The sequence below is a fragment of the Methylophilus sp. DMC16 genome, from assembly GCF_056314045.1.
The window spans coordinates 1,070,601-1,096,655 of the sequence record NZ_JBQUZC010000001.1; the positions used below are offsets into that span (position 1 = coordinate 1,070,601).

The 26,055-nt window shown below is 46.7% G+C and carries 28 protein-coding genes; 12 read left to right on the forward strand and 16 right to left on the reverse strand.

All coding sequences use genetic code 11. The features are described 5' to 3' along the window. Genes ACT53D_RS05165 through ACT53D_RS05225 form a run of 13 tightly spaced genes read right to left on the reverse strand, consistent with a single transcriptional unit; the run spans position 1 to position 12,145 of the window. Positions 1–1,122 carry a hypothetical protein gene (locus ACT53D_RS05165; RefSeq protein ID WP_476154855.1) on the reverse strand — a complete coding sequence of 374 codons (1,122 nt, stop codon included), beginning with the start codon at positions 1,120–1,122 and terminating at the stop codon, positions 1–3. Beyond that, entirely contained in the window at positions 1,112–1,675 is a 564-nt protein-coding gene (gene gmhB / locus ACT53D_RS05170) for a D-glycero-beta-D-manno-heptose 1,7-bisphosphate 7-phosphatase (protein WP_476154857.1), read from the reverse strand. Before gmhB ends, ACT53D_RS05165 begins: the two co-directional genes overlap by 11 nt. A 4-nt stretch (positions 1,676–1,679) precedes the next feature. Next, positions 1,680–2,243, reverse strand: a complete 564-nt coding sequence (locus tag ACT53D_RS05175; protein WP_476154859.1) for an NUDIX hydrolase — start codon at positions 2,241–2,243, stop codon at positions 1,680–1,682. After that, positions 2,240–3,445 carry an L-2-hydroxyglutarate oxidase gene (gene lhgO, locus ACT53D_RS05180; protein WP_476154861.1) on the reverse strand — a complete coding sequence of 402 codons (1,206 nt, stop codon included), beginning with the start codon at positions 3,443–3,445 and terminating at the stop codon, positions 2,240–2,242. The genes ACT53D_RS05175 and lhgO overlap by 4 nt, the downstream gene beginning before the upstream one ends. Positions 3,446–3,456: 11 nt before the next feature. Next, entirely contained in the window at positions 3,457–4,395 is a 939-nt protein-coding gene (locus ACT53D_RS05185; protein WP_476154863.1) for an NAD-dependent epimerase/dehydratase family protein, read from the reverse strand. Between the two features lie 27 nt (positions 4,396–4,422). After that, a complete protein-coding gene (locus tag ACT53D_RS05190) occupies positions 4,423–5,004 on the reverse strand; it encodes a D-sedoheptulose-7-phosphate isomerase (RefSeq protein WP_476154865.1) in 582 nt (193 codons plus the stop codon). Positions 5,005–5,014: 10 nt separating this feature from the next. Then, the gene (locus ACT53D_RS05195) at positions 5,015–5,713 is read right to left on the reverse strand and encodes a sugar phosphate nucleotidyltransferase (protein WP_476154867.1); all 699 of its coding nucleotides are present in this window, start codon (positions 5,711–5,713) and stop codon (positions 5,015–5,017) included. A gap of 2 nt (positions 5,714–5,715) precedes the next feature. Beyond that, positions 5,716–6,870, reverse strand: coding sequence for a DegT/DnrJ/EryC1/StrS family aminotransferase (locus ACT53D_RS05200; RefSeq protein ID WP_476154869.1), 1,155 nt, complete (start codon positions 6,868–6,870; stop codon positions 5,716–5,718). A gap of 32 nt (positions 6,871–6,902) precedes the next feature. Continuing rightward, complete coding sequence (locus tag ACT53D_RS05205; protein ID WP_476154871.1) at positions 6,903–7,874, reverse strand: transketolase family protein; 972 nt, start codon at positions 7,872–7,874, stop codon at positions 6,903–6,905. Then, on the reverse strand, positions 7,871–8,707 hold the full coding sequence (locus ACT53D_RS05210) for a transketolase (protein ID WP_476154873.1): 837 nt from the start codon (positions 8,705–8,707) through the stop codon (positions 7,871–7,873). The genes ACT53D_RS05205 and ACT53D_RS05210 overlap by 4 nt, the downstream gene beginning before the upstream one ends. After that, entirely contained in the window at positions 8,676–9,617 is a 942-nt protein-coding gene (locus ACT53D_RS05215; protein ID WP_476154875.1) for a GDP-L-fucose synthase family protein, read from the reverse strand. The genes ACT53D_RS05210 and ACT53D_RS05215 overlap by 32 nt, the downstream gene beginning before the upstream one ends. A gap of 2 nt (positions 9,618–9,619) precedes the next feature. Next, positions 9,620–10,615 carry a GHMP family kinase ATP-binding protein gene (locus ACT53D_RS05220; protein WP_476154877.1) on the reverse strand — a complete coding sequence of 332 codons (996 nt, stop codon included), beginning with the start codon at positions 10,613–10,615 and terminating at the stop codon, positions 9,620–9,622. A gap of 3 nt (positions 10,616–10,618) precedes the next feature. Continuing rightward, entirely contained in the window at positions 10,619–12,145 is a 1,527-nt protein-coding gene (locus ACT53D_RS05225) for a B12-binding domain-containing radical SAM protein (protein ID WP_476154879.1), read from the reverse strand. A gap of 222 nt (positions 12,146–12,367) precedes the next feature. Between ACT53D_RS05225 and ACT53D_RS05230 the strand changes: the two genes are divergently transcribed. The 4 genes from ACT53D_RS05230 to ACT53D_RS05245 are packed head-to-tail and all read left to right on the forward strand — an operon-like array spanning position 12,368 to position 17,657. Continuing rightward, entirely contained in the window at positions 12,368–13,249 is an 882-nt protein-coding gene (locus tag ACT53D_RS05230) for an NAD-dependent epimerase/dehydratase family protein (protein WP_476154881.1), read from the forward strand. After that, a complete protein-coding gene (locus tag ACT53D_RS05235; protein WP_476154883.1) occupies positions 13,239–13,814 on the forward strand; it encodes a sugar transferase in 576 nt (191 codons plus the stop codon). Before ACT53D_RS05230 ends, ACT53D_RS05235 begins: the two co-directional genes overlap by 11 nt. A 17-nt stretch (positions 13,815–13,831) precedes the next feature. Then, entirely contained in the window at positions 13,832–15,748 is a 1,917-nt protein-coding gene (locus tag ACT53D_RS05240; RefSeq protein WP_476155595.1) for a polysaccharide biosynthesis protein, read from the forward strand. A gap of 1 nt (position 15,749) precedes the next feature. Continuing rightward, a complete protein-coding gene (locus tag ACT53D_RS05245; protein ID WP_476154885.1) occupies positions 15,750–17,657 on the forward strand; it encodes an ATP-binding cassette domain-containing protein in 1,908 nt (635 codons plus the stop codon). Positions 17,658–17,729: 72 nt separating this feature from the next. On the opposite strand, the gene ACT53D_RS05250 is transcribed toward ACT53D_RS05245, so the two are convergent. From ACT53D_RS05250 to flgA, 3 genes are all read right to left on the reverse strand, one after another. Further along, complete coding sequence (locus ACT53D_RS05250; protein WP_194746909.1) at positions 17,730–18,212, reverse strand: flagella synthesis protein FlgN; 483 nt, start codon at positions 18,210–18,212, stop codon at positions 17,730–17,732. A 5-nt stretch (positions 18,213–18,217) separates the two neighbouring features. Then, positions 18,218–18,538, reverse strand: coding sequence for a flagellar biosynthesis anti-sigma factor FlgM (flgM, locus tag ACT53D_RS05255; protein ID WP_275354946.1), 321 nt, complete (start codon positions 18,536–18,538; stop codon positions 18,218–18,220). A 161-nt stretch (positions 18,539–18,699) separates the two neighbouring features. Then, positions 18,700–19,467 (reverse strand): flagellar basal body P-ring formation chaperone FlgA, encoded by a 768-nt coding sequence (gene flgA, locus ACT53D_RS05260; protein WP_476154888.1) that lies wholly within the window; start codon positions 19,465–19,467, stop codon positions 18,700–18,702. A 276-nt stretch (positions 19,468–19,743) separates the two neighbouring features. Here flgA and flgB point away from each other — a divergent pair, with 276 nt between their 5' ends. The 8 genes from flgB (at position 19,744) to ACT53D_RS05300 (ending at position 26,050) form a co-directional block, all read left to right on the forward strand. Further along, entirely contained in the window at positions 19,744–20,166 is a 423-nt protein-coding gene (gene flgB / locus ACT53D_RS05265; protein WP_476154890.1) for a flagellar basal body rod protein FlgB, read from the forward strand. Between the two features lie 19 nt (positions 20,167–20,185). Further along, positions 20,186–20,593: a flagellar basal body rod protein FlgC gene (gene flgC / locus ACT53D_RS05270; protein ID WP_194746913.1), complete on the forward strand. Its 408-nt coding sequence runs from the start codon at positions 20,186–20,188 to the stop codon at positions 20,591–20,593. Between the two features lie 20 nt (positions 20,594–20,613). Beyond that, the gene (locus ACT53D_RS05275) at positions 20,614–21,285 is read left to right on the forward strand and encodes a flagellar hook assembly protein FlgD (protein WP_275354943.1); all 672 of its coding nucleotides are present in this window, start codon (positions 20,614–20,616) and stop codon (positions 21,283–21,285) included. Positions 21,286–21,323: 38 nt separating this feature from the next. Beyond that, positions 21,324–22,562 (forward strand): flagellar hook protein FlgE, encoded by a 1,239-nt coding sequence (flgE, locus tag ACT53D_RS05280; RefSeq protein WP_275354942.1) that lies wholly within the window; start codon positions 21,324–21,326, stop codon positions 22,560–22,562. Positions 22,563–22,606: 44 nt separating this feature from the next. Beyond that, positions 22,607–23,350 (forward strand): flagellar basal-body rod protein FlgF, encoded by a 744-nt coding sequence (flgF, locus tag ACT53D_RS05285; RefSeq protein ID WP_194746916.1) that lies wholly within the window; start codon positions 22,607–22,609, stop codon positions 23,348–23,350. Positions 23,351–23,403: 53 nt separating this feature from the next. Further along, entirely contained in the window at positions 23,404–24,186 is a 783-nt protein-coding gene (gene flgG / locus ACT53D_RS05290; RefSeq protein ID WP_194746917.1) for a flagellar basal-body rod protein FlgG, read from the forward strand. 40 nt (positions 24,187–24,226) lie between these two features. Continuing rightward, complete coding sequence (locus ACT53D_RS05295; protein WP_194746918.1) at positions 24,227–24,877, forward strand: flagellar basal body L-ring protein FlgH; 651 nt, start codon at positions 24,227–24,229, stop codon at positions 24,875–24,877. Positions 24,878–24,964: 87 nt separating this feature from the next. After that, positions 24,965–26,050 carry a flagellar basal body P-ring protein FlgI gene (locus ACT53D_RS05300; protein WP_476155597.1) on the forward strand — a complete coding sequence of 362 codons (1,086 nt, stop codon included), beginning with the start codon at positions 24,965–24,967 and terminating at the stop codon, positions 26,048–26,050. Positions 26,051–26,055: the final 5 nt, after the last annotated feature.

Sequence of the window (26,055 nt, forward strand, 5' to 3'; positions counted from 1 at the left end):
CTAATTTAACGAGGTTATTTTTTGTACTAGTTTATTATTTTTTAACATTGCCTCTTGTAAGTACTTATCAAGCCTGGGAGTTAAATAGTCTATAGCCAATTGTTTATTATGGTAGAAGTCATACAATTGAAAAATACTTTCATCGCCAGTGTATACGTAACAAACATCTTCAATTGGGTGTTGTCCAAAATACTTTGTAAGCACAGGCAAGCTATAGTCATGCCGAAGTGCTCTATAAATTCTGGTTGGGCTTGAATATTTCCAGTTTTTACTTTGTGGTGGATGTAACGAGTAAGCAGAGCCAAGTTCCGATTCATTTTCTTTATCTGAAAATGCCTTTTTTTTACAAAGACCAATGTGATACTTTAAGCCGCTAAGTAATATCGAAGTATTTATCAACGACATCCATTTTTGGCGATATTTAGTTACAGAGCCTGTCACCTCAAAACCAAGTACCTTATTTTTAAACAGCCTATCTAAAATAACTTCTTTTTCTATCTCAGGATAAATCGTATCGCCGATCTCAGTTGTATTGTTGTCAATGATGGAATCTATGCCACTTTTAGCACTCTCGTGCGCAACTATAACTAAATTCGCATACTTAATCATGATTCTAAACCCCAAATACCGCATATGTAGATACACTTTTGTGCTAAGAGATTTAGCAACTGATTGATTCCTTAGTAGACACTCAACGAGTAGCTGTGCAAACGCTACAGAACTGAATGGCAAAAGCAATATTCCCATGAAAATATCGACAATTCCTACTGCTGGAAAATCTTTCCGCTTACTTCGCAAAAAGAGATTAATGACTGAAACTAAGGCCGCATCGAATATGTTTCCATACAGATTGAACGTTCTCACACCAAACCTTGACTCGACAAACTCAGTCAGCACATAAATCAACTTGGTATTTGGATGATTTATTTTTAATTCAGCAATTTTTCTATTTGCGATAACATTTGTAAACTCATCAATAATAATATTTGGGCAATCTATTTTGAGCTCATTGGAAACATCCACTTCATGACCACGTTTCGATAGAATATTAGAAATAATCTCGATAAAGTCTTCAATACCATCACGCTTACCGTGATTGCCAATATATAAATTAAACTGCATTTTTTGCCTTGTTATTCAAAATATCACTGATGGCTTCAAATAAATTACTATAAGATTTGACTGAATTTGCACATTCCGCTGAAGCTTCTTTTCCGTAACCAGTCTTGACGATAATAGGTGTAATACCTACCTTCTCAGCTGCTTCGGCATCAATCAGTTTGTCACCGATCATGTAAGAATTTTCAAAATCAATGTCCCAATCTGCCTGCGCTTGAATAAACATACCAGGATTGGGTTTTCTGCAATTACAATCTCGCATGATCCCAACATCTGTATGGTGCGGGCAAAAGTAATAAGCATCAATACGAGCGCCGAACTTCGCTAACAGAACATCAACCTGTTGATGAAGATGCTGAACATCTTGTTGCGAATAGTATCCTCTGGCAATTCCAGCTTGATTACTTACTACAACAGCCAAATAACCAGCGTCATTAATTAATTTAATCGCTTCGGGGGCATGCGGGGTCCACTCCCATTCTTCGATTTTATGTAAATAGTTTTTTTCGACATTGATCGTACCATCACGATCTAAAAATATGGCTCGCGATTGCATAGGCCTACTTGCTCTCTTGCAAAATTTTGTACTTGCACCAAGCCGCAATTGTGAAAGTGTCTTGCACTTTAGAGTCTTTGATCATAGATTCAAAGGTTTTATGATCAAAAAAATGAAAGTCTATCAAACCTATTTCTTTTTCAATGTGTGAAGTTGCTGCACAATTGATGGCGGCAAATAATTGGACCCTTGCTGAGAGCACCCCTGAATCAGGTGTTACATAACCAAGGGAAATCATGTGTGAAGCCAGAAGGCCGGTTTCCTCTTTTAGCTCCCGCATTGCAGACGTCTCTACTTTCTCCATATCCTCAATGAACCCATGAGGAATTTCCCACGAATAATCATTGATGGCAGGACGAAATATCTTGATTAGTCCGATTTTGTTACTCGCAATGGGCAAAATGGCTACGCCCGTGACAAGATCGCCAGACTGTTGTTTTGGTTGTACTACTAAATAATCCTTGACCTCAAATCCCTCGGAATCAACCACATGTTGAAAGTAGACTGAAAACTTACTATTTTCGCATGCTAACCGCTTATCCAGTAACTTTACTTCAAATGCGCTCATAGCCCAGACTGCTCGACTATCCATTCCGAGAATGCCAGTGAACTGGTAAATGCAGGAGAAATTGCATTTAATACATGCAACGAGTTTTCACCTTTTTCCAGAATATAGTCCATCTCTAGGGATTTAGTTTTCACATTGATCAGTTGCGGCCTTATCCCCACCTTGTCAGATGAAATCAAATCATCAGGTTTAATATCATGCATCAGTTTTTGAGCCGCTTGTACAAACCATGGCTTAAGATACTTCTTGATTTCAGTATGCACGAGTAAGCGAAAATTTTGCTTATTTTCTAAATACATACTAATTAAGTCTTTACCTATTTTAAAGCTTTCCTTAAACTCCATGCCCTTCAAAATTCCATAGTTTTCACGACCAAAAGCTGGAATCGCTGTCGGGCCCACATAAACGTCTCCACTGACTACTCGTGTGAGATGTACACCAAGGAATGGCAAGTCGATATCGGGAACGGGATAAATATTACTTTTTACAATGTAGTCGCGTTCAGCGCGGATTTTGTAATAAATGCCTTTGAAGGGGACTAGTGTGTAGTCTTGAGCAAGACCAAATTGCTTTGCAACCAAATCAGCTCCGGCTCCAGCACAATTAAACAGAAAGCCATAAGAAAGCTGCTTGCCGTTTATTTTCAATGATCCTTTTTCAGAGTCAAACGCAATATCCTTTGCATTGAAAAAAAAGACTGCCCCAAGTTGGGTGAGCATTTCAAATAGCTTCTTTATGACAGCCTTACTGTCTATCACTGCTGTATCAGGGCTGTAGATACCCACTTTGTATGGGCTGGCATAGGGTTCGATTTTCTTTATCTCGGACTCAGTTAACAGTTCTGCACGCACATGATTATCTTGCGCATTTTTCAACAATCTTTCAATTGTTGGTAAGTCACGCTCCGAGGTTGCAATAATCACTTTGCCAGATTTATGGCAGGCGATTTGATGCTCTGCAGCAAACTCACGCATCCTTTTCGCGCCAACAGAGCATACTTTGGCTTTGAGAGTACTATTACCGTAATAAACTCCCGAATGCATAACACCGCTGTTGCGACCGCTCGCATGAAGGCCGATCTCGGCTTCTTTCTCGATGATTGCAATAGTTGAAGTTGGAAACCGTTTTTTCAGCTCAAGTGCTGTTGTGAGACCGACGATGCCGGCCCCAATCACGAGATAATCAAATGCGTGTACAGTCATACCCGTTAAAATTAGACATTACCATAACGAGTATTCTTGATCATTGTATATCCCTTGATCAAATCAGCGATACCGGCACTCAGTGAATGTGCGGTTTTGAAGCCTGTGGCTTCAATTTTTGCATTGGAAACAATGTAATTACGCTGATCAGGGTCTTTACCTACGGCCGCTTCAGGGAAGATAAACTCAGGAATATGTTTTTGAATTTCCAAGCATAATTCCATTTTGGATACATTAGCCTCAGACAATCCTACGTTGAAAATTTGGCCTTTCATGGTGTCGAAATTGTCGATGCCATGCAAAAATGCGCGAGTAACATCACGTACATGCACATAATTACGTTTGAAATGTGGTTCAAAGAGAACTACGAACTTGTCATACACTGCACGATAGGTAAAGTCATTTACCAACAGATCGATGCGCATACGTGGCGACATACCAAACACAGTTGCCAAACGGTAGCTGATAGTATTTGAGTGACTCATCAATGCCTGCTCGATTTTGACTTTCTCGATGGCATATTGTGAAATTGGACGAAGTGGTGAATCTTCAGTACAAAAGTTGTTTTCATCCCCAGTACCGTAAGCGCTATTCGTCGTTGGCATGAGTACCCATTGATCTTTGCTCAAGTTCTTGATCATCATCTCAATAGCATCATGATTCACGGTTGTTGCGCCAACCGGATCTTTGGAACACAAAGGGGCACCTACATAGGCAGCTAATGGGATAATCACGTCTGCCTTTTTCATTAATGGCAGCATAGTAGATTCGAGACGAATATCACCTCTGACAATCGTGAAGTTCGGGTGATAACAAACATGGTTCAGGCTACTTTGACCATACATGAAGTTATCTACAACAGTGACTTTGTGACCAGCCTCCAGTAGTGCTGGCACCATGGTAGAACCTAGATAACCTGCACCACCCGTGACTAAAATATTGTAAGACATATGACTTGCGTTCCTAAAAATTAATAATTATTTAAATAACTCGGCTTCTACACAACCGCAGAGTGTATGGCCTAACACAATATGGATCTCTTGAATCGTAGCAGTTTCGCCACCACTGGCAATCACACAATAGTCAGCCAGGGCTTTTACCTTGCCTCCATCATGCCCAGTAAAAACAATACTTTTGAGTTGCTGTTTGCGACACTCCTCCAATGCCCTGACAATGTTTTTTGAGTTTCCAGAAGTGGTGATTCCCAAGAACACATCATGCTCGCGCATTTTGCCGGCGACTTGTCTGGCAAAGACCTCATCGTAACCATAGTCATTACCAATAGCAGTCAGAATCGAGCTGTCGACAGTGAGCGCTTCTGCAGCCAATGGAGCCCGGTCTTTTGCAAGCTTACTCACAAACTCCGCCGCAATATGCTGTGCATCTGCGGCAGAACCGCCGTTACCAGCAATGTAAATACGCCCACCCTTACGATAAGCGTCCACAAGCATTGCAACAGCTGCCTGGAACACCTCCTGCTGATGGTGGTTATCCAAAAAAGCCTGTTTAGCAGCAATACTTGCTTGCAGATTATCTTTTAATACCTGTCTGTAATTCATATGACGTCCACTAAATCAACATGATGGCTGCACGCTGATAATCTTCAGGTACACCAATATCGATAAAACGACCCTCCGACACCAAACCACTGATTTGATGATTGGACTGCCGAATATATTGAAATAAATCATCTTCCAGCGAAAGCTTTGCCCCTGGTTGCCATGGCAAATCCTTGAGTGCATCCCTACGCATGATGTAAACGCCGCCGTTTGCCAACTGGCTCAAGTCTGGCGTAACTTTGAACTGTTGAATATCACCATCATCGCTCAGTGCAATCCCCATATAGCGATCATTGCGACTGACATTAAACAGTGCAAGAGTGATACTTGCAGCCTTGAATTGATGAAAGGACTGCAATGCATCTAAACTCACTTCGAAGAAAGTATCGCCATTCATCACAATGAAGTCTTGCTCCCCAATCAGCTTCTGATACGCAAGCAACAACCCACCACCCGTCCCAAGTGGCTCGAGCTCTTCCGCGTACACGACAGGTACCCCACGATACGCATCAGCAAAATGCGAGATGATTTTTTCTCGCATATAGCCCACAGAAATAATGAACCTCGATACTCCTTGTTGAATCCAGTAATCCATCTGATGCTCGAGAAAGGGCTTGCCATTAATCGGAGCCATCGGCTTTGGCAAATCAGGAACAGTGGCGCGCAACCTTGTCCCTAATCCACCTGCAAGAATAATTGCTTCCAGCATATTTAGGCTGCGTTAATAATGGAGCAAATTTGGTCAATTTCGTGATCTTGCAAATCCGGGAAATTACCGATGTAAAATCCAAAGAAATGGATATGGTCTGTGACCGGGAAGTCCCGGTAGGCATTCTCAGCAACAATACCTCTCAAATAAGGCTGTCTGACCTGATTGCCACCACCGGCACTGCCGCGTCTAAACTCAACGCCTTCTTCACGCAGCTTGCTCATCAAACGCTCAACCAGAGCATGATCCGGCTCTTTCAGGATCAAATTAAACGCATAATTACTGCTGCCGTCCAATTCAAAATCGGTTTGATACTTTGTACCATCCAGTTTATTGAGGAAGCGCTTCAAATTATGCGTACGACGCGCTACCACTGCATCGAGTCTCTTTAATTGTTTTAAACCCAGGATGCCACCAATCTCAGTGTTGCGGACATTGTAAGCTGGATAGGCGAAAATGAAGTCTGGGTTTAATTCCGGGAACTTTTCCAGATATTCAGCCTTTACCGCTGGGTCATTTGCCTCGCGAACCATGCCATGAGAGCGTAACATGCGTACCTGTTGATAGACTTCAGGGTCATTGGTACATACCATGCCACCTTCAATCGTACTCATATGGTGCGCATAGTAAAAAGAGAAATTGGACATCCAGCCTATACTACCGGCTTTTTTACCCTTGTGCGCAGCACCATGTGACTCGCAGACATCCTCAATAATCGGAATATTGCGTTGCGCAAGCACCTCAATCAGTTCGTCAGTCAAGGCATTAAAGCCTTGTATATGGCTCAAAAATACCGCGCGAGTCTTATCCGTGATTTTTTCCAAAATTTGCTTGGTATCCATCCCCAGGGTACGCGAATCAATATCCACAAATACAGGCGTGAAGCCGTTTTGCAGCACCGAAGCTACATCAGAAATCCAGGTCAAGGGTGGAACAATGACCTCACCACCTTCAGGGTGGCGTATTTTTAAGACTGCCATCGATAACAGATTTGCAGAAGCTCCTGAATTCAGAAAGACACTGTATTTGACACCTAACCACTTGGACCACTCAGCCTCAAACTCTCTGACTTTTGGTCCATTGGTCAAAATAGGATCGTCTTGTTTGAGATGCTCAATCACAGCATCCAAATCTTCACGCAAAATATTGTTTCGCATTAGCGGGAATTTCATTATTTGGTTCTTTCTTATTAAATACTTTTCAAAAAATCACTGACCTTGCTTGTCACAGCCTGTACACCGATACCCACTTGTTCGTGCAACGTTTGGCGCTCACCAATTTCAAACCGATAGGTGCCAGTCACGCCAATATTGCACATCCGGGTCTTGAGATGATGTCTGGCAATAAAATCAAACATCATAGCATCCAGCCCGCCACGTGCAGAAAATCCCTCCTCCATCGTGACGGTCGCCTGATAGGATGATAGCAATCGAGCAAGTTTCTCTTCACTGAATCGACTCAAGTCGAGCAAATCTACAACACCCACTGAAACACCTTGCGCTTGAAGCTTATGCGCCACTTTTAAAGCTGTATGTACCATGTAGCCAGTCGCCAGCAAACAAACGTCATGACCAGACTGATGCTCAAAGAAGCCTTGTGACAAATCAAAAATGGCGTCCGAATACAGAACCGGTAGCACTTGGGCATCCAGCCGAATATACTTGGGGCCGTTATTTTGCAAACACTTTTCTGGCAATCTGGACGCTGCAATCTGATCAGCCGGGGACATGACATGCATATTGGGGATAGCGCGCATTAAGGTAATATCTTCATAACATTGATGCGTGGGCCCGGAAACCACATAGCTATACCCAGCCCCTACACCGACCAGGCTGACATTCATAGGCCTCACCTCAGACAGCAACCCCAAATTAACCCGTATCTGCTCGAAACATCGCATTGTAATAAATGGCGCAATTGCATAGGCAAATACCTTAAAGCCCTCCAGAGCTAATCCGGCAGAGACATTAATCAGGTTTTGCTCGGCAATCCCGACGTTTACAAAGCGTTCCGCACAGTCGGCCCGAATCTTGTCCAGCACCGGGGAACCAAAATCAGCAGAAACAAAAAACACATCTGGATCTTTGAGCATAACCTCATAGACCGAAAGTAAAAATGTATCCCGCATCGCCTTTGGAGCAATCATGGCAGTTGAACTCATAGCCCAGCCTCCAGCAACTGATCAATCAACTCCGGCTTAATGGCAGTAATATGGGATAAGGAGGTATTAGCAAGACCAGGGACACGGTTACCCTTGCAGGTATTACAAATAATCACTTTGGGTTTTCTCTCTTTGGCAACTTTTGCACTGGTCATTACATTAAAAATTTCACTAACGTCATGTCCATCAGCAACCTGGAACACCACCCAGCCAAAAGCTTCCAACTTTCTTGCCAAATCCAAATGCGAGACGATTTCATCGGTGTGCCCCAGCATACTGATATGATTGTTATCAATCAAAACCGTGAGATTATCCAGACCATGCTGTGCAGCAAACATAAAGGCCTCCCAATTGGAGCCTTCATGCAGTTCGCCGTCGCCGGTCAATACATAAACCTGCTGGTCCGCACCTCGCTTTTTAAGCGCGAGTGCCATGCCAGAACCAACACCCACACCATGGCCCAAAGAGCCATTGACGGTCTCATACCCAGGAATGACAGGATCAGGGATACCTCCAAGAAAGCTACCCTCCTGACACACGCGGTTCAATTCATCAGATGAAAAATAGCCTAAATCTGCCAGCATTGGATACATGCAAAGAGACCCATGACCTTTGCTAATAATGCAGCGATCTCGTTCAGGCTGACGGGGATTAGCCGGTGTTTGGCGTAAAAAACCGCCGTAATAAAGCGTGACAAGCATTTCAATGGGGGACAATGAAGATGCAACACGCGTTTCAGGAGAACGCCGATGAATTTTTAGCGTTTCCTCCCAAACCCAGCGCGACTTTATGCGCAAATCCTCAACGGACAATATTGGCAAGGTACCATTCATAGGTGGTCTTCAATCCTTCGTTCAATTTAACATTGGCTTGCCATCCATAATCGTTTATTCGACGACTATCTAACAACTTCCTTGGTGCGCCATCCGGTTTTGAGGTATCCCAGTTAATCTCGCCATGATAGCCAGTAATCGCTGCAATGTGATGGGCGAGCTCTTTGATGGAATAATCCTCACCCACGCCAATATTCACTGGCGTATCAATAGGCAAGCTTTCATTCTCAAAAATAAAAATGCAAGCATCCGCAATGTCGTCAGAAAAAACAAACTCCCGCCTTGGCGAACCTGTTCCCCACAAGGTCACTTTATCAACACCACTGACTTTTGCCTCATGGAAACGATTAATCAATGCAGATAAAACATGACCTGATTTCGGGTCAAAATTATCATTCTGGCCATACGCACTATTGGGAATCAAAGAAACAAAACGCTGACCACCATATTGGCGATTGTAAGCCGCACACAACTCAAGACCGGCAAGCTTGGAAAGGGCGTAAGCAGAACTGGTCGGCTCAGGCTTACCCGTAAGCAGGACATCTTCAGCCATAGGCTGGTCACAAACTCTTGGATACATGCAAGAAGAGCCAAACAAAATCAGCCGTTTGACCCCGACTGAATGTGCAGACCGCAACACATTCAGCTGTATATAAAGATTCTCGTTAATAAAGTCTGCAGGGAAAGTTTTATTCTCAACGATGCCACCTACCCGCCCTGCAGCAAGCACCACGTACTCCGGCCGATGCTCATTAAAAAATTGCTGCGTGGCTTTGGCATCGGTCAGATCAAGATCTTGATGCGTCACGCACAACAAATTATGGTAGCCCTGGCTTTTAAGCCGTCTACACAAGGCTGAGCCAATCAGCCCCGTATGTCCAGCAACAAATATTTTTTCGTGTTTTTCCAATGTTATAATCCATTTGGTTGGTAAAGTACAACTCTACTTCCTGAGTTATCAAACTTGAATGGAACGTAGACCAAATGACCAAGTGCAGACTTGACAGCTGCTTGCAATTCAGGCTTAACGAAGAGAAGAAGAAATCCACCACCACCAGCACCTAATAGCTTGCCACCAATTGCGCCAGCTCGCATGGCCTTTGCGTATAGCTCGTCGATCTCGTTATTGGATACTTTATCCGACAAAGAACGTTTTAATTGCCAACTTTGATCAAGCAAACAACCGAAGTCTTCAATAGGATGATGCTGATTTTGCAGAATCCCAATAGCTTCATCCACCATCTCATGCATGCGATTCAGCTCTGACTCACGCTGACTTAAGTTAGCGATTTTGGACCCAGCGACCTCAGAGGCAATACGTGACAATCCAGTAAAAAAAAGCATCAAATGCGACTCAAGTGCCACTTTCCTGTCATGCCCCAAAATAATTGGCTCAACATCAAAACTATCATCTGCATTAAATACAATCTTATTGAAACCACCATAAGCTGCTGAAATTTGGTCTTGAGAACCAACATTTTCCTGAATTATATCCTGCTCTATATGAATGGCATCCGCAGCCAATTGGGACTTACTGACAATCCGGCCATCTAGCGCAGCCAAAGCATTGATCAAACCCACTGTAAAGGCTGAGCTTGACCCCAAACCGGATCGAGCAGGCAAATCTCCATCGTGATGAATCTCCAAGCCATATTCCATATTGGCCCAACGCAGTACTTCGCGCACTGCAGGATGCTTTATTTCATTTAACTCTCGAACACTTTCAATCACTGAATAAACAATCCGATGCTTGTGCTCAAAGAATTGGGGTAAGTGGCGGCAACTGATATAGCAATATTTATCTATTGTCGTTGCGAGAACCGCGCCACCATTTTTTCTGAACCATGGCGGATAATCTGTCCCACCCCCAAAAAATGAGACCCGAAATGGCGTTCTTGTTACAATCATTATTTAATCGCCCAATAATTTTCGTTTCAAACGTATTTTTGTCATATCCTCAATATTCTGCCGTTCTTGCGTACCAAAACGACGCTCCACCAAATTTAAATAAGTAGGATTTGTGAAATAAGTCTTCCAAGCCTCATCTCTAAACCTCAAGACATCTGCAGAACTAACATATTTAGTCGGTAATGGCTGACTTTCATAGGATAGAAATGCATAACCTTCAAATGAATCAGGCAAAGCCCAACCATTTTTTTTGGCAAGGTGATACATAGGACTTCCTGGCAATGCCTGACAAGGATACATATTTGCCATCTCAGAATTCAACTCTACAGCCAAATCTAAAGTTTGCTGCATAGTCTCTAATGTATCCTCCGGAAAACCAAAAATAAAATTACTTATGATATTAATATCGGCATCATTAATGGTTTTGCAAACATCTCTAATATTCACTTCTTTAAAAGAGCCTTTAGAAACTTCTTGCCTTACAATCTGATTCCCAGCTTCAACCCCTAGCGCAAGCCAATTCACACCAGCACGCTTAAACAAATCGAGATAATCACGACGCACTGTATCTACGCGTGAATAGGTCCACATATTGAATCCGAAATCCTCATCAATTGCATTTTGCAACACAGGCTCATAGTACTTTCTATTGAGAAAGAACATTTCATCACTAATCCTAAGAGTCTTTACCCCCAGTTTTGCAAGCTTCCTCATCTCTCTTGCAACCCACTCCGGACTCCAAAAGCGCATGCCTCTAGAGTGTGAGGCATCAATACCATCAGAGCTATCCACGCGATTAACAATATTAATCATGCAGAAATTACAACCAAAATTACATCCTAATGAGGTATAGATTGCGGCAAAAGGCGTGCGATTATCATGGTTAAATCCTGCATGCCAAAAGTGAGCACGATATAAGTCCAGCGGAGTTTCATTATATGGAAGCAAGTCCCACGCATAACCAGGGAGGTCTTCATCCATTCTTTCTTGAGGAACAATCCCTTGAGGCGCATTTAACGTTGGGATAGGAAAATTGGCAGGACCTCGTTTTTTGTAACCAATACCTTTTACATACTCCAGATCAGAATCAAGGTTACTCTTAAGAAGGTTATGTAGAGCATACACTCCCTCGTTAAGCAAAACGATATCGACGCAATGATAAGAAAGCACATCCATAGGAAGTGCGCTGGTATGAGAACCAACGAAACAAATCTTATACTCCGGATGCTGGGCCTTTAATTCATTCGCCAATGCGAGCGCACCGATCATGCTGGTTGTTCCAGAATTCGGATTTTGCCCATAAACAACAAATACAACCAACCGGGGATTTGCTTCTTCAATCCTACTCACAGACTGCTGAAGTGTTAACCTCTCAGCATCCGTATCCAATATCGCAACACCGAATCCTTTTGAGCGACAGGATTCTGCAAGTAGCAGTGCCCAAGTAGGAGGTTCAATAGCGGAGTATACTTTTGCTAAATCTTGATAGGCTTTAGACGATGAATCAGGGTTGACGAATAAGACATCCATTATTTGCTTCAAACTCAACAAAACTTTTAAAGGTGAGATATTAACAAAAATTTGATGAATTAAACCAATTTATTAGTTGATGAGGTGACAAAATTCATCTTCTAGAGATTTAGCATAGAATGCTCATAAAAAATGACACCTATTCATCAATGCCAGTTATTCAATCAAACTAGAATAAAACACACTTTTAAACACCAAAGTACATTAAGAAGCTTTTAATCAATGAATATCTTACTCACTGGCGGCACTGGATTTTTAGGTCAGCATGTTCAACATGTTCTCCGCTCAAAAAAACATAATATAACCCTAGTTGATCGCAATACATCGCTCTGCAACTTGGACGGGAAATATGACTGTTTAATACATCTCGCCGCGAAGGCCCATGTTATGCCTCACCCAACAAAAGAAATGAGTGATGAATATATAGAAGCCAATGTTGTATACACAAAAAAAGTTGCCTCTCTTGCAAAAAAATTAAATATCAAAAGATTTGTATTTATCAGCTCTATTAAGGTACATGGAAATGGGTTAAACAGACCATTCATTGAAAATGATTTACCATCCCCTCAAGATTTATATAGCCTAACCAAAATATTGGCAGAGCAAGAGTTGAAGAATGTCCTGACTGATAGTGCTACAGATTTCACAATCATCAGGCCTCCATTAATTTACGGGCCGAATGCCAAAGCAAACTTCAACAAAATGATTCAGCTTTGCAGCATTCCAGTTCCATTGCCCTTCGGTAATATCGAGAATAAGCGCAGCCTCATCAGCGTATATAATTTAATTGATTTTATTGAGCTTTGTTGCACTCATCCTAAGGCATCCAACGAAACATTTCTCATCTCTGATGGTCATGATGTTTCGACAACGGAGTTACTCGCAGTAATTAAAAAACATCTTCATCGAAAAAACTTACTAATTCCGATCCCATCGTCAATTCTAAAGTTAACGTTTAAGCTTCTAGGAAAAGAAAATTTAAATGAAAGACTTCTGTATAGTTATCAAGCAGACATTTCAAAAGCCAAGAATCTCCTAAATTGGAAACCAGTAATAAGCTTTGAAGATGGTATTGCTCGGAGTGTAAACAAAAGTGTGTATTAAACGATTGATTGACTTCACATTTGCTTTAATAGGACTCTTAATTGCGTCCCCTCTCTTACTGATAACATATATTTTAATAATAGTAACATCGCCAGGACCCGCGTTGTACTGGAGCAAGCGCGTTGGTCAGCATAACCAGCTTTTTAGCATGCCAAAGTTCCGGTCCATGCGTGTGGGAACGCCACAAATGGCCACCCATTTAATGAATCAGCAAACGGATCCAAACGCATTTTTAACGCCAGTAGGAAGCTTTATCCGCAAAACCAGCCTGGATGAGTTACCGCAATTATGGAGTGTGCTGAAAGGCGACATGTCTATTGTCGGTCCACGCCCTGCACTGTTCAATCAGGACGATTTGATTGCATTGCGCACTGAAAAAAACGTTCATACACTGAAACCAGGCATCACAGGCTGGGCGCAAGTGAATGGCCGGGACGAAATTCCAATCCCACAAAAAGTGGCGTTAGATGCGTATTACTTGCAACATCAATCCCTCTGTCTTGATATCAAGATTATTGTGCTAACAGTGATCAAGGTATTAAGGCGTGATAATATCACGCATTGATTGTTTGTTTGATTGCTATGCTCAGGCTACCAACACGCGTTTTGTCTTTTTTTGCGTTTGCTCATGATGCGGTCGTCCTGGTCGCGGCATGGATCTTTGCTTTCTCTTTACGCTTTAACTTTCAGATACCCTCCACTTTTGTGCAGTATATCTGGCAAACATTGCCAGTGATTTTTGCTATTCATGCCATTTGTTTTTATACCTTTGGTCTTTATAAAGGACTTTGGCGGTTTGCCAGTCTGCCCGATTTAAAACGGATTATGCGCGCAGTAGGATTTGCTGCCTTGCTTAGCGCAGCGTATGCCCTGCTGGTCCACCCAACGATCATCATCCCGCGTTCGGTGCTGATCCTGAATCCTATGTTGCTCATTTTGGCCATGGGCGGGAGCCGTTTTTTATACCGTGCCTGGAAAGAGCGGCGTTTATTTAATACGGTTGCGCTGCAAGGTAAACCTGTGATTGTGATCGGGGTTGAAGATGCTTCTTTTAACCTGATTAAAGAGCTCAGTAAAAATCCGGAATGGCGTGTCGTGGCCATGATAGATCCAGCGAACAGGCTGGTGGGCCGCGAAATCATGCACACCAAGGTAGAAGGTGGTCTGGAAGATATTCCATCGATTGCTGCACGTTATGGCTGTCAGCATTGCATGATCGCGATGCCAAGTAGCCGGCACCAGAAACGCAGATTGGCGGTGGAAGCCGCCAGAAAATCTCCCGAGATGGAAGTTTTGACCCTGCCAGCCATGTCTGACCTGATCAGTGGCCGGGTCAGTCTCTCGCAAATTCGCAAGATTGATGTCGAGGACTTGCTGGGGCGTGATGTGGTGCAGCTGGATACCCATGGCTTGAGTACGATGTTGGCTAACAAGGTAGTGCTGGTCTCGGGGGCTGCGGGCTCCATTGGCTCGGAACTGTGCAGACAAATACTGAGTTTTCACCCGGCACAATTAATCTGTCTGGATATCTCGGAATATGCGTTGTATACCTTGCAGCAGGAATTTAGTTCGTCCGTCACCAATACCGAGCTGGTGTATCTGGTGGCCGATGTGAAAAATCAGGCCAGGATACAACGCATCTTGCAAAATCATCAGCCGGAGGTTGTGTTACATGCCGGGGCTTATAAGCATGTGCCTATGATGGAGCATTTTAACGTGGTAGAGGCCTTGCAGAACAATGCCTACGGCACCTACCAGATTGCAGCGGCGTGCCAGGCGGCTAATGTGCCCACTTTTGTGCTGGTCTCCACTGATAAAGCAGTGAATCCGACCAATGTCATGGGCGCCAGCAAGCGTCTGGCCGAACTCATTTGTCAGGGCTTGCAAAACAAGCAAAATCACACCCGTTTTATCACGGTGCGTTTTGGCAACGTGCTGGGAAGCAGTGGCAGCGTGATTCCAAAATTCCGCGAGCAAATTGCGCACGGCGGCCCAATCACAATTACCCACCCGGAGATCACACGCTACTTTATGTCCATCCCTGAGGCCGCGCAACTGGTATTACAGGCAGCGACCATGGGCAACGGCGGTGAAGTCTTTGTAATGGATATGGGCACACCGGTCAAAATCATTGATCTGGCACGCGACATGATTAAACTATCCGGTCTGCAAGAGCAAGAAATACGCATTGAGTTTACCGGCCTGCGTCCGGGTGAAAAGCTTTATGAAGAGTTGCTGGCAGATGATGAAAACACCTTGCCGACGAGCCATGAAAAACTACGGATTGCCCAAGCGCGCAGTGCAGATAGCCTTTGGCTGACGCAGTTACTCGAGTGGTTGGCGACCATACCGCATTTGCCAGAGTCACAAATCAAGCAAGACTTGCAGCGCTGGGTCGAGGAGTATCAGCCAGATACCCGGCCCGCACCCTCTGTCTCTTTACGTGCCACTCTGGCGCCCTTAGAGACCCTCCCCTCGCCTTCACAACAGATACACTGATATGCCTTTAATCACACTCAAACAGGCCAGCCTGGCCTTTGGTCATGTGCCATTGCTGGACCAAGTCAACTTTCAGCTGGATAACAAGGAGTGTGTCGGCATCATTGGCCGTAACGGTACCGGTAAATCCAGCATGCTTAAAGTGGTCGCCGGACTGATCAAACTGGATGATGGCGAATATTGGCGCGACCCTGGCAGCAAGATTGCCTACGTACCGCAAGAACCCGAGCTGGATGCAGCGCATGATGTGTTTACTGCCGTCGCCCAAGGCTTGGGGAATGTCGTGACACAACTTAAAGAATATCACGACCTTTCACTGCAGTTGTCACAGGCGCAAGAGACTGAAGCTTTGCTCGATCGCATGCAAGTATTACAGCACAGCCTGGAAGCTGAAAACGGCTGGGCGCTACAATCCCGCATTGAGTCAGTGTTGTCCAAACTCGGGCTACAGGCAGACACCCCAATCGCAACGTTGTCAGGTGGCTGGCGCAAACGCGTGGCCCTGGCACAGGCATTAGTGCAAGCCCCCGATGTCTTGTTGCTCGATGAACCGACGAACCACCTGGACCTGGAAGCAATCGTCTGGCTGGAGGAGCTGCTCTTGGGCTATCAAGGCAGCGTGATGCTGATTACGCATGACCGTCGCTTTCTGGACCGCCTGTCTACCCGTATTGTCGAACTTGACCGCGGTCATTTAACCGAATTTACAGGCAACTATAGCCAGTACCAACTGAAAAAGGCTGAATTGCTGACCGTAGAAGCACAACACCAGGCCAAATTTGACAAGTTTCTAGCGCAGGAAGAAGTCTGGATCCGCAAAGGGGTTGAAGCCAGGCGTACGCGCAATGAAGGCCGCGTCAGAAGACTGGAGCAACTGCGGCTTGACCGCGCTGCACGCCGTGATCGTCAAGGTCAGGTGCACTTGCAACTGGATGCGGGCGAGCGCTCAGGCAAGCTGATTGCAGAACTGCAAGAAGTGCGCATGGCGTTTGGTGACAAAGTGCTGATTAATCGCTTTAGTACGCGCATCATGCGGGGGGACCGCATCGGACTGCTCGGCCCGAACGGAGTCGGTAAATCCACGCTGCTCAAGCTGCTCTTGGGCGAGTTAGCGCCTAGCGCGGGCAAGGTACAACTGGGGACGAATATCCAGGTGGCCTACTTTGACCAGATGCGCGAACAGCTCAACCCGGAAGCAACGCTGATGGACACGATCAGTCCGGGCTCGGAGTATGTGCAAATCGGTGAAACACGCACCCATGTCATTGGTTATCTTGAAGACTTTCTGTTTGCACCGCAACGTGCACGCTCCCCGGTCAAATCTCTGTCTGGCGGTGAACGCAATCGTCTGTTACTGGCCCGATTATTTGCGCGTCCGGCCAATGTATTGGTGCTAGACGAACCCACCAACGATCTGGATATCGACACGCTGGAGCTGCTGGAAAACCTGCTGCAGGATTATGCGGGCACCCTGTTTCTGGTGAGTCATGACCGGGCATTCCTGGAAAATACGGTGACACAAGTCATTGCTTTTGAAGGCCAGGGCAAACTCACCGAATTTAGCGGTGGTTATGATGACTGGCTACGCTTTAGCCAGCAGCGCGAAGTTGCAAATAAATCAGTCGAAAAACCGGTGCCTGCAGCCTCGTCCCCCGCCAGCACGAGCGCCCCATCCAACACCTCAACCCGAAAAAAGTTGAGCTTTAAGGAGCAGCGTGAGCTTGAAGCGCTGCCTGCAGAAATTGAACAATTAGAGCAAGAGCAAGCTGATATCCAGGCACAGTTTGCACAAGGGGACATTTACAAGCAAGCGCCTGAGCAGGTCAAGCAACGACAAGAGAGACTGGATGAAATTGAAGCGTTAATCTTGCAGAAACTGGAGCGCTGGGAATGGCTGGAAAGCCAGTAAGCAACGCTCAAGCTTGAAAGTGGCAATGATGAATTGCCATTTACGGTTGTGATCGTTTGATTTTAATGCGAGTTATACCGCAAAACTGGTGCGAGAGCTGTGGGCACCGTGAGTTTGGCCATTTTTGCCATAGAACTGCGTGGCATTGGTTGCTTTGCCTTGAATCGCATCCAGCTTTTCCTGGTTGCGTTGAAAATGCTTGTTGATCAGGATGCCGTTGATGCGGTTAAGCTCTTTTGCCTGCGCCAGTTTTTTCTGGAACTCCATCCATGCCGTATCCATCACTTTGCCATGTCCTAACTCCAGCCATTTAGCCATGCCTTTTTCATTGGCTTCGAAGCCGGCCGCCGACAAGGCAGCGTAACGCTGTTTTGCGGCTTCACCCAGCGCCTGTAGTAACTCTACACGCTGATCAATAATCCGTTCTATGGTATCCAGGTCAGCTTTGACCAAGGCTTTTTGTTCATTCTGCAAATCTTCAATGAGCGCTTCAACCAGATTGGCATCCGCTTCAAAACTGATCTCAGGGATAGCGTTGCGATTTGCAGTTGTCATAAACATCATCCTTTTTTCGAATGTATCAAGTCCTTAACGGTTTGCAATAAGCCGTCAGCCACTTTACCCGTGTCGACAGTAAAGTCTCCACGCGCAATAGCACTTTTAATTTCGTCCACTTTGTGCGTATCAAACACCTCTGACGAGGCGATCCCCGCTTCTATGGACTGCATCTGCACCGATGCCGCGGACAATGTCACGTTGTCTTTGCTGGCTGGCGTTGCCGATGTGCTTGTTTTTTCGGTACTTTTGCTGCTGGTACCTTTATCTAATACTGGTTTATCTACACCAATCCCAAGTTTCTTGATCGAATCTGAAATATTCATGCTATCCCTCTGCCTTGATGTCTGAGTTTGTCGGGTGACTAAACCCTCATTGATTAACAGTTCTATCGGCATAGTTTAAGCGAACTTTAGTTGTTAATATAGTTTTTATCTCAAGATTCTGATCGAGAAGTATTTTTTCATGTTTGTCGTGGTGAGTCTGCCTAATATCTTACATCGACTTTTCCACTCGACAGTGCAACCCCTTTAATCACCTGGCCGCTACTGACTTTGACATCCACCACCTGCCCGGCATTGGCTGTTTGCAGTGCAGTCCCATCGGCACTGACCACAAATCCTTCGCCACGGCTATTTAACTGTACAGTCTGACCCTGCATGATCACAGGTCTGGACTTGAGCAGCTCTGGGCGCAACACCGTGCCCAGCGGCATATTCAAGGCGGCTTGTTTGCCTTCGAGCATGGACAAGTCCGTGATAATGCCAGCCGGTAGCTTGCTTAAATCCCCTGATTGCAACACCACATCGTTCGGGCTGAGTAGTGCACCCTGACTGACTGGCACTGCCGTCACTGCATATTCAGCCCACACTTGCACGTCTGCCTGCACATACAGCGTCCACAACTTGGTCTCGGCTTGCAGGCAACGGACACCTATATGTGTTTTACCCCACAACCGTGAGCCTGGTACGGTAAATCCTTCCATCATGTCGCAGGCAGCAATACGAACACGGCTGTCTAGTGGCTGAATGTCGACATTGACTTTGCCTGGATAACCTTGCGTCTGGCTCTGCACATATTGCACAGCGGTTTGATACACGCGGCTGTGCATGTCTGCGACCGCCGGCTCAGCGACACGCTGATTGACCAGCGTAGCGCTTGTCGCTGTACGGTCAGCTGCGTGCAGTAAATGACTGAAGAACCCGGTCAGGGCAATCAGCATTGCACAAAAAATTGTAAGCAGACGAGGTTTCATGAGCATTCATTCTACGCACAACCGCTGGCGCTAAATGCTCAAATAAAGGGGATTTACCGCATTTAATTCAGAAATTGTTCATAAATGTGCGGCGTACACTAGGCATAGCTAGTAAAAGTGACTCGAGCAATAAGAGGTAACGAGTTATCAGGATTAACGGCAGTGTCTGGCAAACCTTTAGGATATTTTTGAATAAAGGTGTTTTGGCGACGAGGCTACAACAATCGCTAACCAAAGATTAAAGCCAGAGATTCAGGCAAGTGAAAGGAATCAATGATGATCAACAAATTAGACGCCGCACTGAATTTTCATCAGACGGCATTGCGTGTACGCAATGAACGTCAAGAGCTGTTGGCATCCAATATCGCCAATGCGGATACACCGCAATACAAGGCACGCGATATCGACTTTAAAACCGCCATGCAGGCCGCCATGCATCCAGCCAGTAGCACGGGTACAGCAACAGGTGGTTTGCAAAAAACCGACTCGGGCCACATGCAAGGTCAGCCGAATCAAGGCTACGCAAGCCCGGGTGATCCATTGTTCCGTACCGTGACGCAAGCCTCTGTAGACGGCAATACGGTAGACATGGATGCAGAACGTAATGCCTATGTCGATAACGGCATCCGTTATGAAGCAAGCTTAACCATGATCACCGGCCAGATCAAAAAAATGCTGACCGCAATCAATGGCCAGTAATTGAGTAAGGAGTACTGACATGTCTTTGTTTAATGTATTCAAGATTTCCGGCTCTGCGATGAGCGCACAATCCATGCGTCTGAATACCGTAGCCAGTAACCTGGCCAACGCGGACAGCGTGGTCAGCTCTGACGGCAAACCCTATCAGGCCAAACAGGTCGTGTTCAAGGCCGTACAAGATGCGGCGAATCAAAACGCTAGCACGGTTGCGGTTGACGGGGTGATTGAAGATAACCGCCCCGGCAAAGTGGTCTACGACCCCAAACATCCGATGGCCAACAGTGAAGGCTATATCACCATGCCTAACGTCAACGTTACTGAAGAGATGGTGAACATGATCTCTGCCTCCCGAGCTTATCAAAACAACGTGGAAACCATGAATGCGGCCAAGACCATGTTGCTTAAAACACTCAATATTGGTCAATAACCTGCAGAAAGGAATCTCATATGACCACGGTGAATACTAACAATCAGGTCCCTCAAGACTTGCTCAATACAGTGAACAATCGCTCATCAAATACAACCAGTACCGATGATGCCCAAGATAGGTTCATGAAGCTTCTGGTGACGCAAATGAAAAACCAGGACCCGCTCAACCCGATGGACAATGCCCAGGTGACTAGCCAGATGGCGCAACTGAACACGGTAACCGGGATCAACAAACTGAATGACTCCATGACCAGCCTCATCAACAACGTGCAGATGGGCCAGTCCTACCAGGCGACCAGCATGATAGGCCGAAATATATTGTCTGCCGGCAATACCATGGAGCTGGGTGAAAAAGGCGCACTGTTCGGTGTCAACATCCCGAACGGAGCCGACAACCTGACCGTCACCATTAAAAATGGCGCAGGCACCGTCATTCAAACACTGACGCTAGGCAAGCAGGCCACCGGCATCAACGCCCTGTCCTGGGATGGAAAAGACGCGAGCGGGCAACCGGCACCGACTGGCACTTATACCTTTGAAACGACCGCAACACTGGGGGATGCAAAAACAACCAGCACCGCATTAAGCCTGGCCCAGGTGCAAAGTGTTTCACAAATGAACGGCTCGTCCAGACTGAATTTGAGTACAGGCAAGGACGTGGCACTGGCCGATGTTCTGGAAGTATTCTAAAGCCCCACAGAATGTAATCTTACGCAAGGAGAAATAGCATGAGTTTTCAACAAGGTCTTAGCGGTTTAAATGCCACCTCTCAACAATTGTCTGTGATTGGCAACAACGTCGCCAACGCCAACACTGTGGGTTTTAAGCAATCAACCTCCAAATTTTCTGATGTGTATGCCGCCTCATTGAACGGCGGGGGCGCCACACAAATCGGGATTGGTACCAAGCTGGCCAAGGTCTCGCAGGAGTTCACGCAAGGCAACATCACCAATACCAACAATACACTGGATGTAGCCATCAATGGCAATGGCTTTTTCATTATGAGCCAGAACGGTGTCGTCACCTACACGCGTAACGGCCAGTTTGAGATGGATAAAGATGGTTATATTGTGAATAGTGAAGGCAAACGCCTCAGAGGCAACAGTGCTGACAACCTGGAAGGCTCCTCACCAGTAGATATTCAAATTAACACCAGCGACCTGCCCCCAAAAACATCCACCCAGGTCACCGGCAAGCTCAATCTGAACTCGGATAGCCCAGTCATCGATCAATCGGTTAAACCATTTAATCCTTCTGATGCCACTACCTACACCAACTCGACTTCGATTACCGTGTATGATGCCTTGGGCAATAGCCATACGGTGCAGAATTACTTTGTCAAAACCGCTGCAAACACCTGGCAAACATATACCACTGCTGACGGCAGTGTGGTCCCACCGAAAGCGAATGCTTCAGATCCATATACAGCAACAGGCACGATTAAATTCACGACCTCTGGCGCGTATGACACCACCAACTCTACAGCCCTGAATGTCAGCTTTACACCTTCAAGCGGTGCAGCTGCCGTCAACCTCAAACTGGATTACACCGCCAGTACGCAATATGGCTCTGGCTTCAGTGTGAACAAGTTAGCCCAGGACGGCTACACCTCTGGCCGGATTGCCAACTTCAGCATCGGTAGCGACGGCATTATTGTGGGACGTTACAGTAATGGTCAATCACAGGCGCTGGGCCGTGTGGTTTTGGCCAACTTTGTCAACCCTAACGGCTTGCGCTCGCTGGGCGGCAATCAGTGGCAATCCTCGTTCGATTCAGGCGAAGCCTTGATTGGCGCACCAGGCAGCAGCACGCTGGGGGTATTGCAATCTTCGGCAGTGGAAGACTCCAACGTCGACCTGACTGCAGAACTGGTGAACATGATTATGGCGCAGCGCGTTTACCAGGCCAACTCACAAACCATTAAAACGCAAGACCAGGTGCTGCAAACACTGGTGAACATGCGTTAATTGAGTCGTTAAACGCTGAATGTTGACTGATTGAAGGAGTCGCAATGGACCGTCTGATTTATACCGCCATGACCGGCGCCAAACATATCCTGGAGCAACAGGCTACCACTGCACACAACCTGGCCAACGCAACGACAACAGGCTTCAAAGCGCAGATAGACAGCTTCCGGGCGGTGCCCATTTTAGGAGATGGCCTGCCAACCCGCGCCTTTGTGGTTGACGCCACCATGGGTACCAATTATGCCGCAGGCAGCATTCAGCAAACCGGACGTGATCTGGACATTGCCGTGCAAGGCGAAGGCTGGATTGCCGTCCAGCGCGCCGATGGCTCTGAGGGCTATACGCGTAACGGTTCACTCAAGATTAACCAGAATGGGCAGTTGCAAACCGAATCCGGCTTGAATGTGATGGGCGATGGTGGTCCGATCAGCATTCCACCGGATGTCTCGGTGACGATTGCCAAGGACGGCACGGTCTCCAGCGTGAACAATCTGACGGCGCCCGGTGCAACCAATATTATCGGCCGTATCAAACTGGCAAACCCGCCAGAATCCAGTCTGAAACGGGCTGCAGATGGCTTGTTTGTGACTTCGAATGGACAACCGGCACCGGCAGATGCCAATGTCACGGTGGTCGGTGGTGCATTGGAAAGTAGTAACGTGAATGTCGTCGATACCATGGTCAACATGATCAGCTTGGCGCGCCAGTTTGAGATGCAAATGAAAATGCTTGATAACGCCCAAAACAACGCCGGAAAAGCTGATCAACTCTTTGGTTTGAATGGCTAAGGCCAGGACTAAGATGACACTATGAACATGGCTCAATGCCCAAGGAGTGAACGATGATACGCTCATTATGGATTTCCAAAACCGGTCTGGATGCACAGCAAATGCAGATGGACGTGATTTCAAACAACCTGGCCAACGTCAGTACCAGTGGCTTTAAAAAATCGCGTGCCGTATTTGAAGACCTGTTATACCAAAACCTGCGCCAGGTCGGCGCCCAGACTTCTCAGCAAAGTCAGTCACCCAGCGGCTTGCAGTTGGGTACCGGGGTCAAACCGGTCGCGACTGAGCGTATTTTCACCCAAGGCAACCTGCAGCAAACAGGTAACGACAAGGATGTCGCGATCCAGGGTCAAGGCTTCTTCCAGATTTTGCTGCCAGATGGCACCACCGCTTATACCCGTGACGGCTCTTTCCAGGTTGACAGCCAGGGCCAGCTGGTCACCGCTAGCGGCTATCCTGTACAACCGGCAATCAGTATTCCGGCCAATGCGCAAAGCCTGACCATAGGCCGTGATGGCGTGGTCTCGATCACCACTCCAGGTTCTACCGCCACTACACAGATTGGACAGATCCAGCTGGCAACATTTATTAACCCGGCCGGCTTGCAGGGCAAAGGCGAAAACCTGTATGTCGAAACCACGGCCTCTGGTAACCCTGGTGTGAACACACCGGGCACTAATGGCGCGGGGCTGTTGAATTCTGGCTATGTTGAAACGTCCAACGTCAATGTGGTGGAAGAACTGGTGAGCATGATTCAGACGCAGCGCGCTTATGAAATTAATAGCAAAGCAATCACGACCTCGGATCAGATGCTGCAAAAACTAGCGCAGCTTTAATCCCTGGTTGAGGGGCATTCAAATGATGAATAGAACGATCATGAGCTTATTACTTTGTCTGGCATTCTCCCAATTACTGAATGGCTGTTCCATCACGCCGTCTACGATTGTTCAAAAGCCTGAAACACCTCGCGTTGCGGCGGCCCGCCCGGATACGCGCAGCGAAGGGGCTATTTTTAACAGCGGCGCCTACCGTCCACTGTTTGAGGATCGTCGTCCACGCTATGTCGGCGACATGGTCACCGTGCTGATTACAGAGAACACCACCGCCAACAAAGCCACTGACAATGAACAAACCAAAGACGGTGCAACTACGGCTGGTGTCACCGGTTTATTTGGTCACAACGTGCCTAAAGCTTCATTCAATGCCAGCTCTGCCCTCTCCTTCAAAGACAAGGCGACTGCGGATGCCAGCAACACCTTTAGCGGCTCTGTCACGGCAACCGTGGTCGATGTGCTGCCCAATGGCTATCTCGTGATCAGCGGCGAAAAACAGATCGGCTTTGACAAAGGCACAGAGTATGTGCGCTTCTCTGGCGTGGTCAACCCGGACATGATTACCATTGGTAACCAGGTGGTCTCTACCAAGGTGGCTGATGCGCGTATCGAATACCGCACCAATAGCAAAATGGATGCGGCAGAAGTGCTATCGATGTTTTCCCGCTTCTTTCTTAGCATGATTCCGTTGTAAGGGGCACACATGATGAAACAAACACGCCCCCGCAACGCACGCACCCTGTTACGGTCTTTTTATGACTACAGAAAAGAACTGTTGTGCATGCTGTTATTGCTCAGCGTGACCATCGTCAACACCGATAATGCCCACGCAGAACGGATCAAGGACATCAGCAACATCCAGGGCGTGCGTAGCAACCAGCTGATTGGCTATGGCCTGGTCGTCGGCTTGGATGGCACAGGCGACATGACAGTACAAACCCCGTTTACCGTCCAAAGTATCATCAGCATGATGAACCAGCTCGGTGTGACGATTCCACCCGGGACCAACCTGATGCTGAAAAATATTGCCGCCGTCATGGTCACCAGTGCCCTGCCCCCTTTTGCACAACCCGGTCAAACGCTGGATGTGACCGTTTCCTCCATGGGCAACGCCAAAAGCTTGCGGGGGGGTACCTTGCTGATGACGCCACTCAAAGGTGCAGACGGCCAGATTTATGCCATGGCACAGGGAAACCTGGTGGTCGGCGGGGTCGGCGCTTCAGCCAATGGCAGCCAGACCCAGATTAACCATCTGAGCGTGGGCCGGATTTCTGAAGGGGCGACCGTAGAGCGCGCGCTGCCAAACACCCTGCTCAGCCAGGATATTGTCAGGCTTGAGCTTAAAGAAAGTGATTTTTCAACCGCCAATAACGTCGTGGAAGCCATCAATAAAAAGTTTGGCCCGATGACTGCGCAAGCCGAGAGCGGCCGCGTGATCCAGGTTCGCCCACCTGAGAGCATGAGCCGTGTCTCATTTTTAGCCAATCTCGAAACCATTAATGTAGCGCTGGCGGCAACGCCTGCCAAAATTATTCTCAATGCACGCACCGGCTCCGTGGTCATGAACAAGGCCGTGACGCTGGATAGTTGCGCCGTCTCGCATGGCAACCTGTCAGTGGTCATTAATACCTCACCGGTCATCAGCCAGCCTGGCCCATTCTCTAACGGCCAAACGGTGTCTACTGCAGTGTCTGAGATCAATATCAACAAAGAGCCTGGCAAAGTGCTCAAGCTCAACAATGGGGCCAACCTGGCAGATGTGGTCAAAGCACTCAACGCCATTGGCACGACGCCGCAGGACTTGCTGGCAATTCTGCAGGCCATGAAAGCGGCCGGTGCATTGAATGCCGAGCTTGAGGTGATTTAAACGGG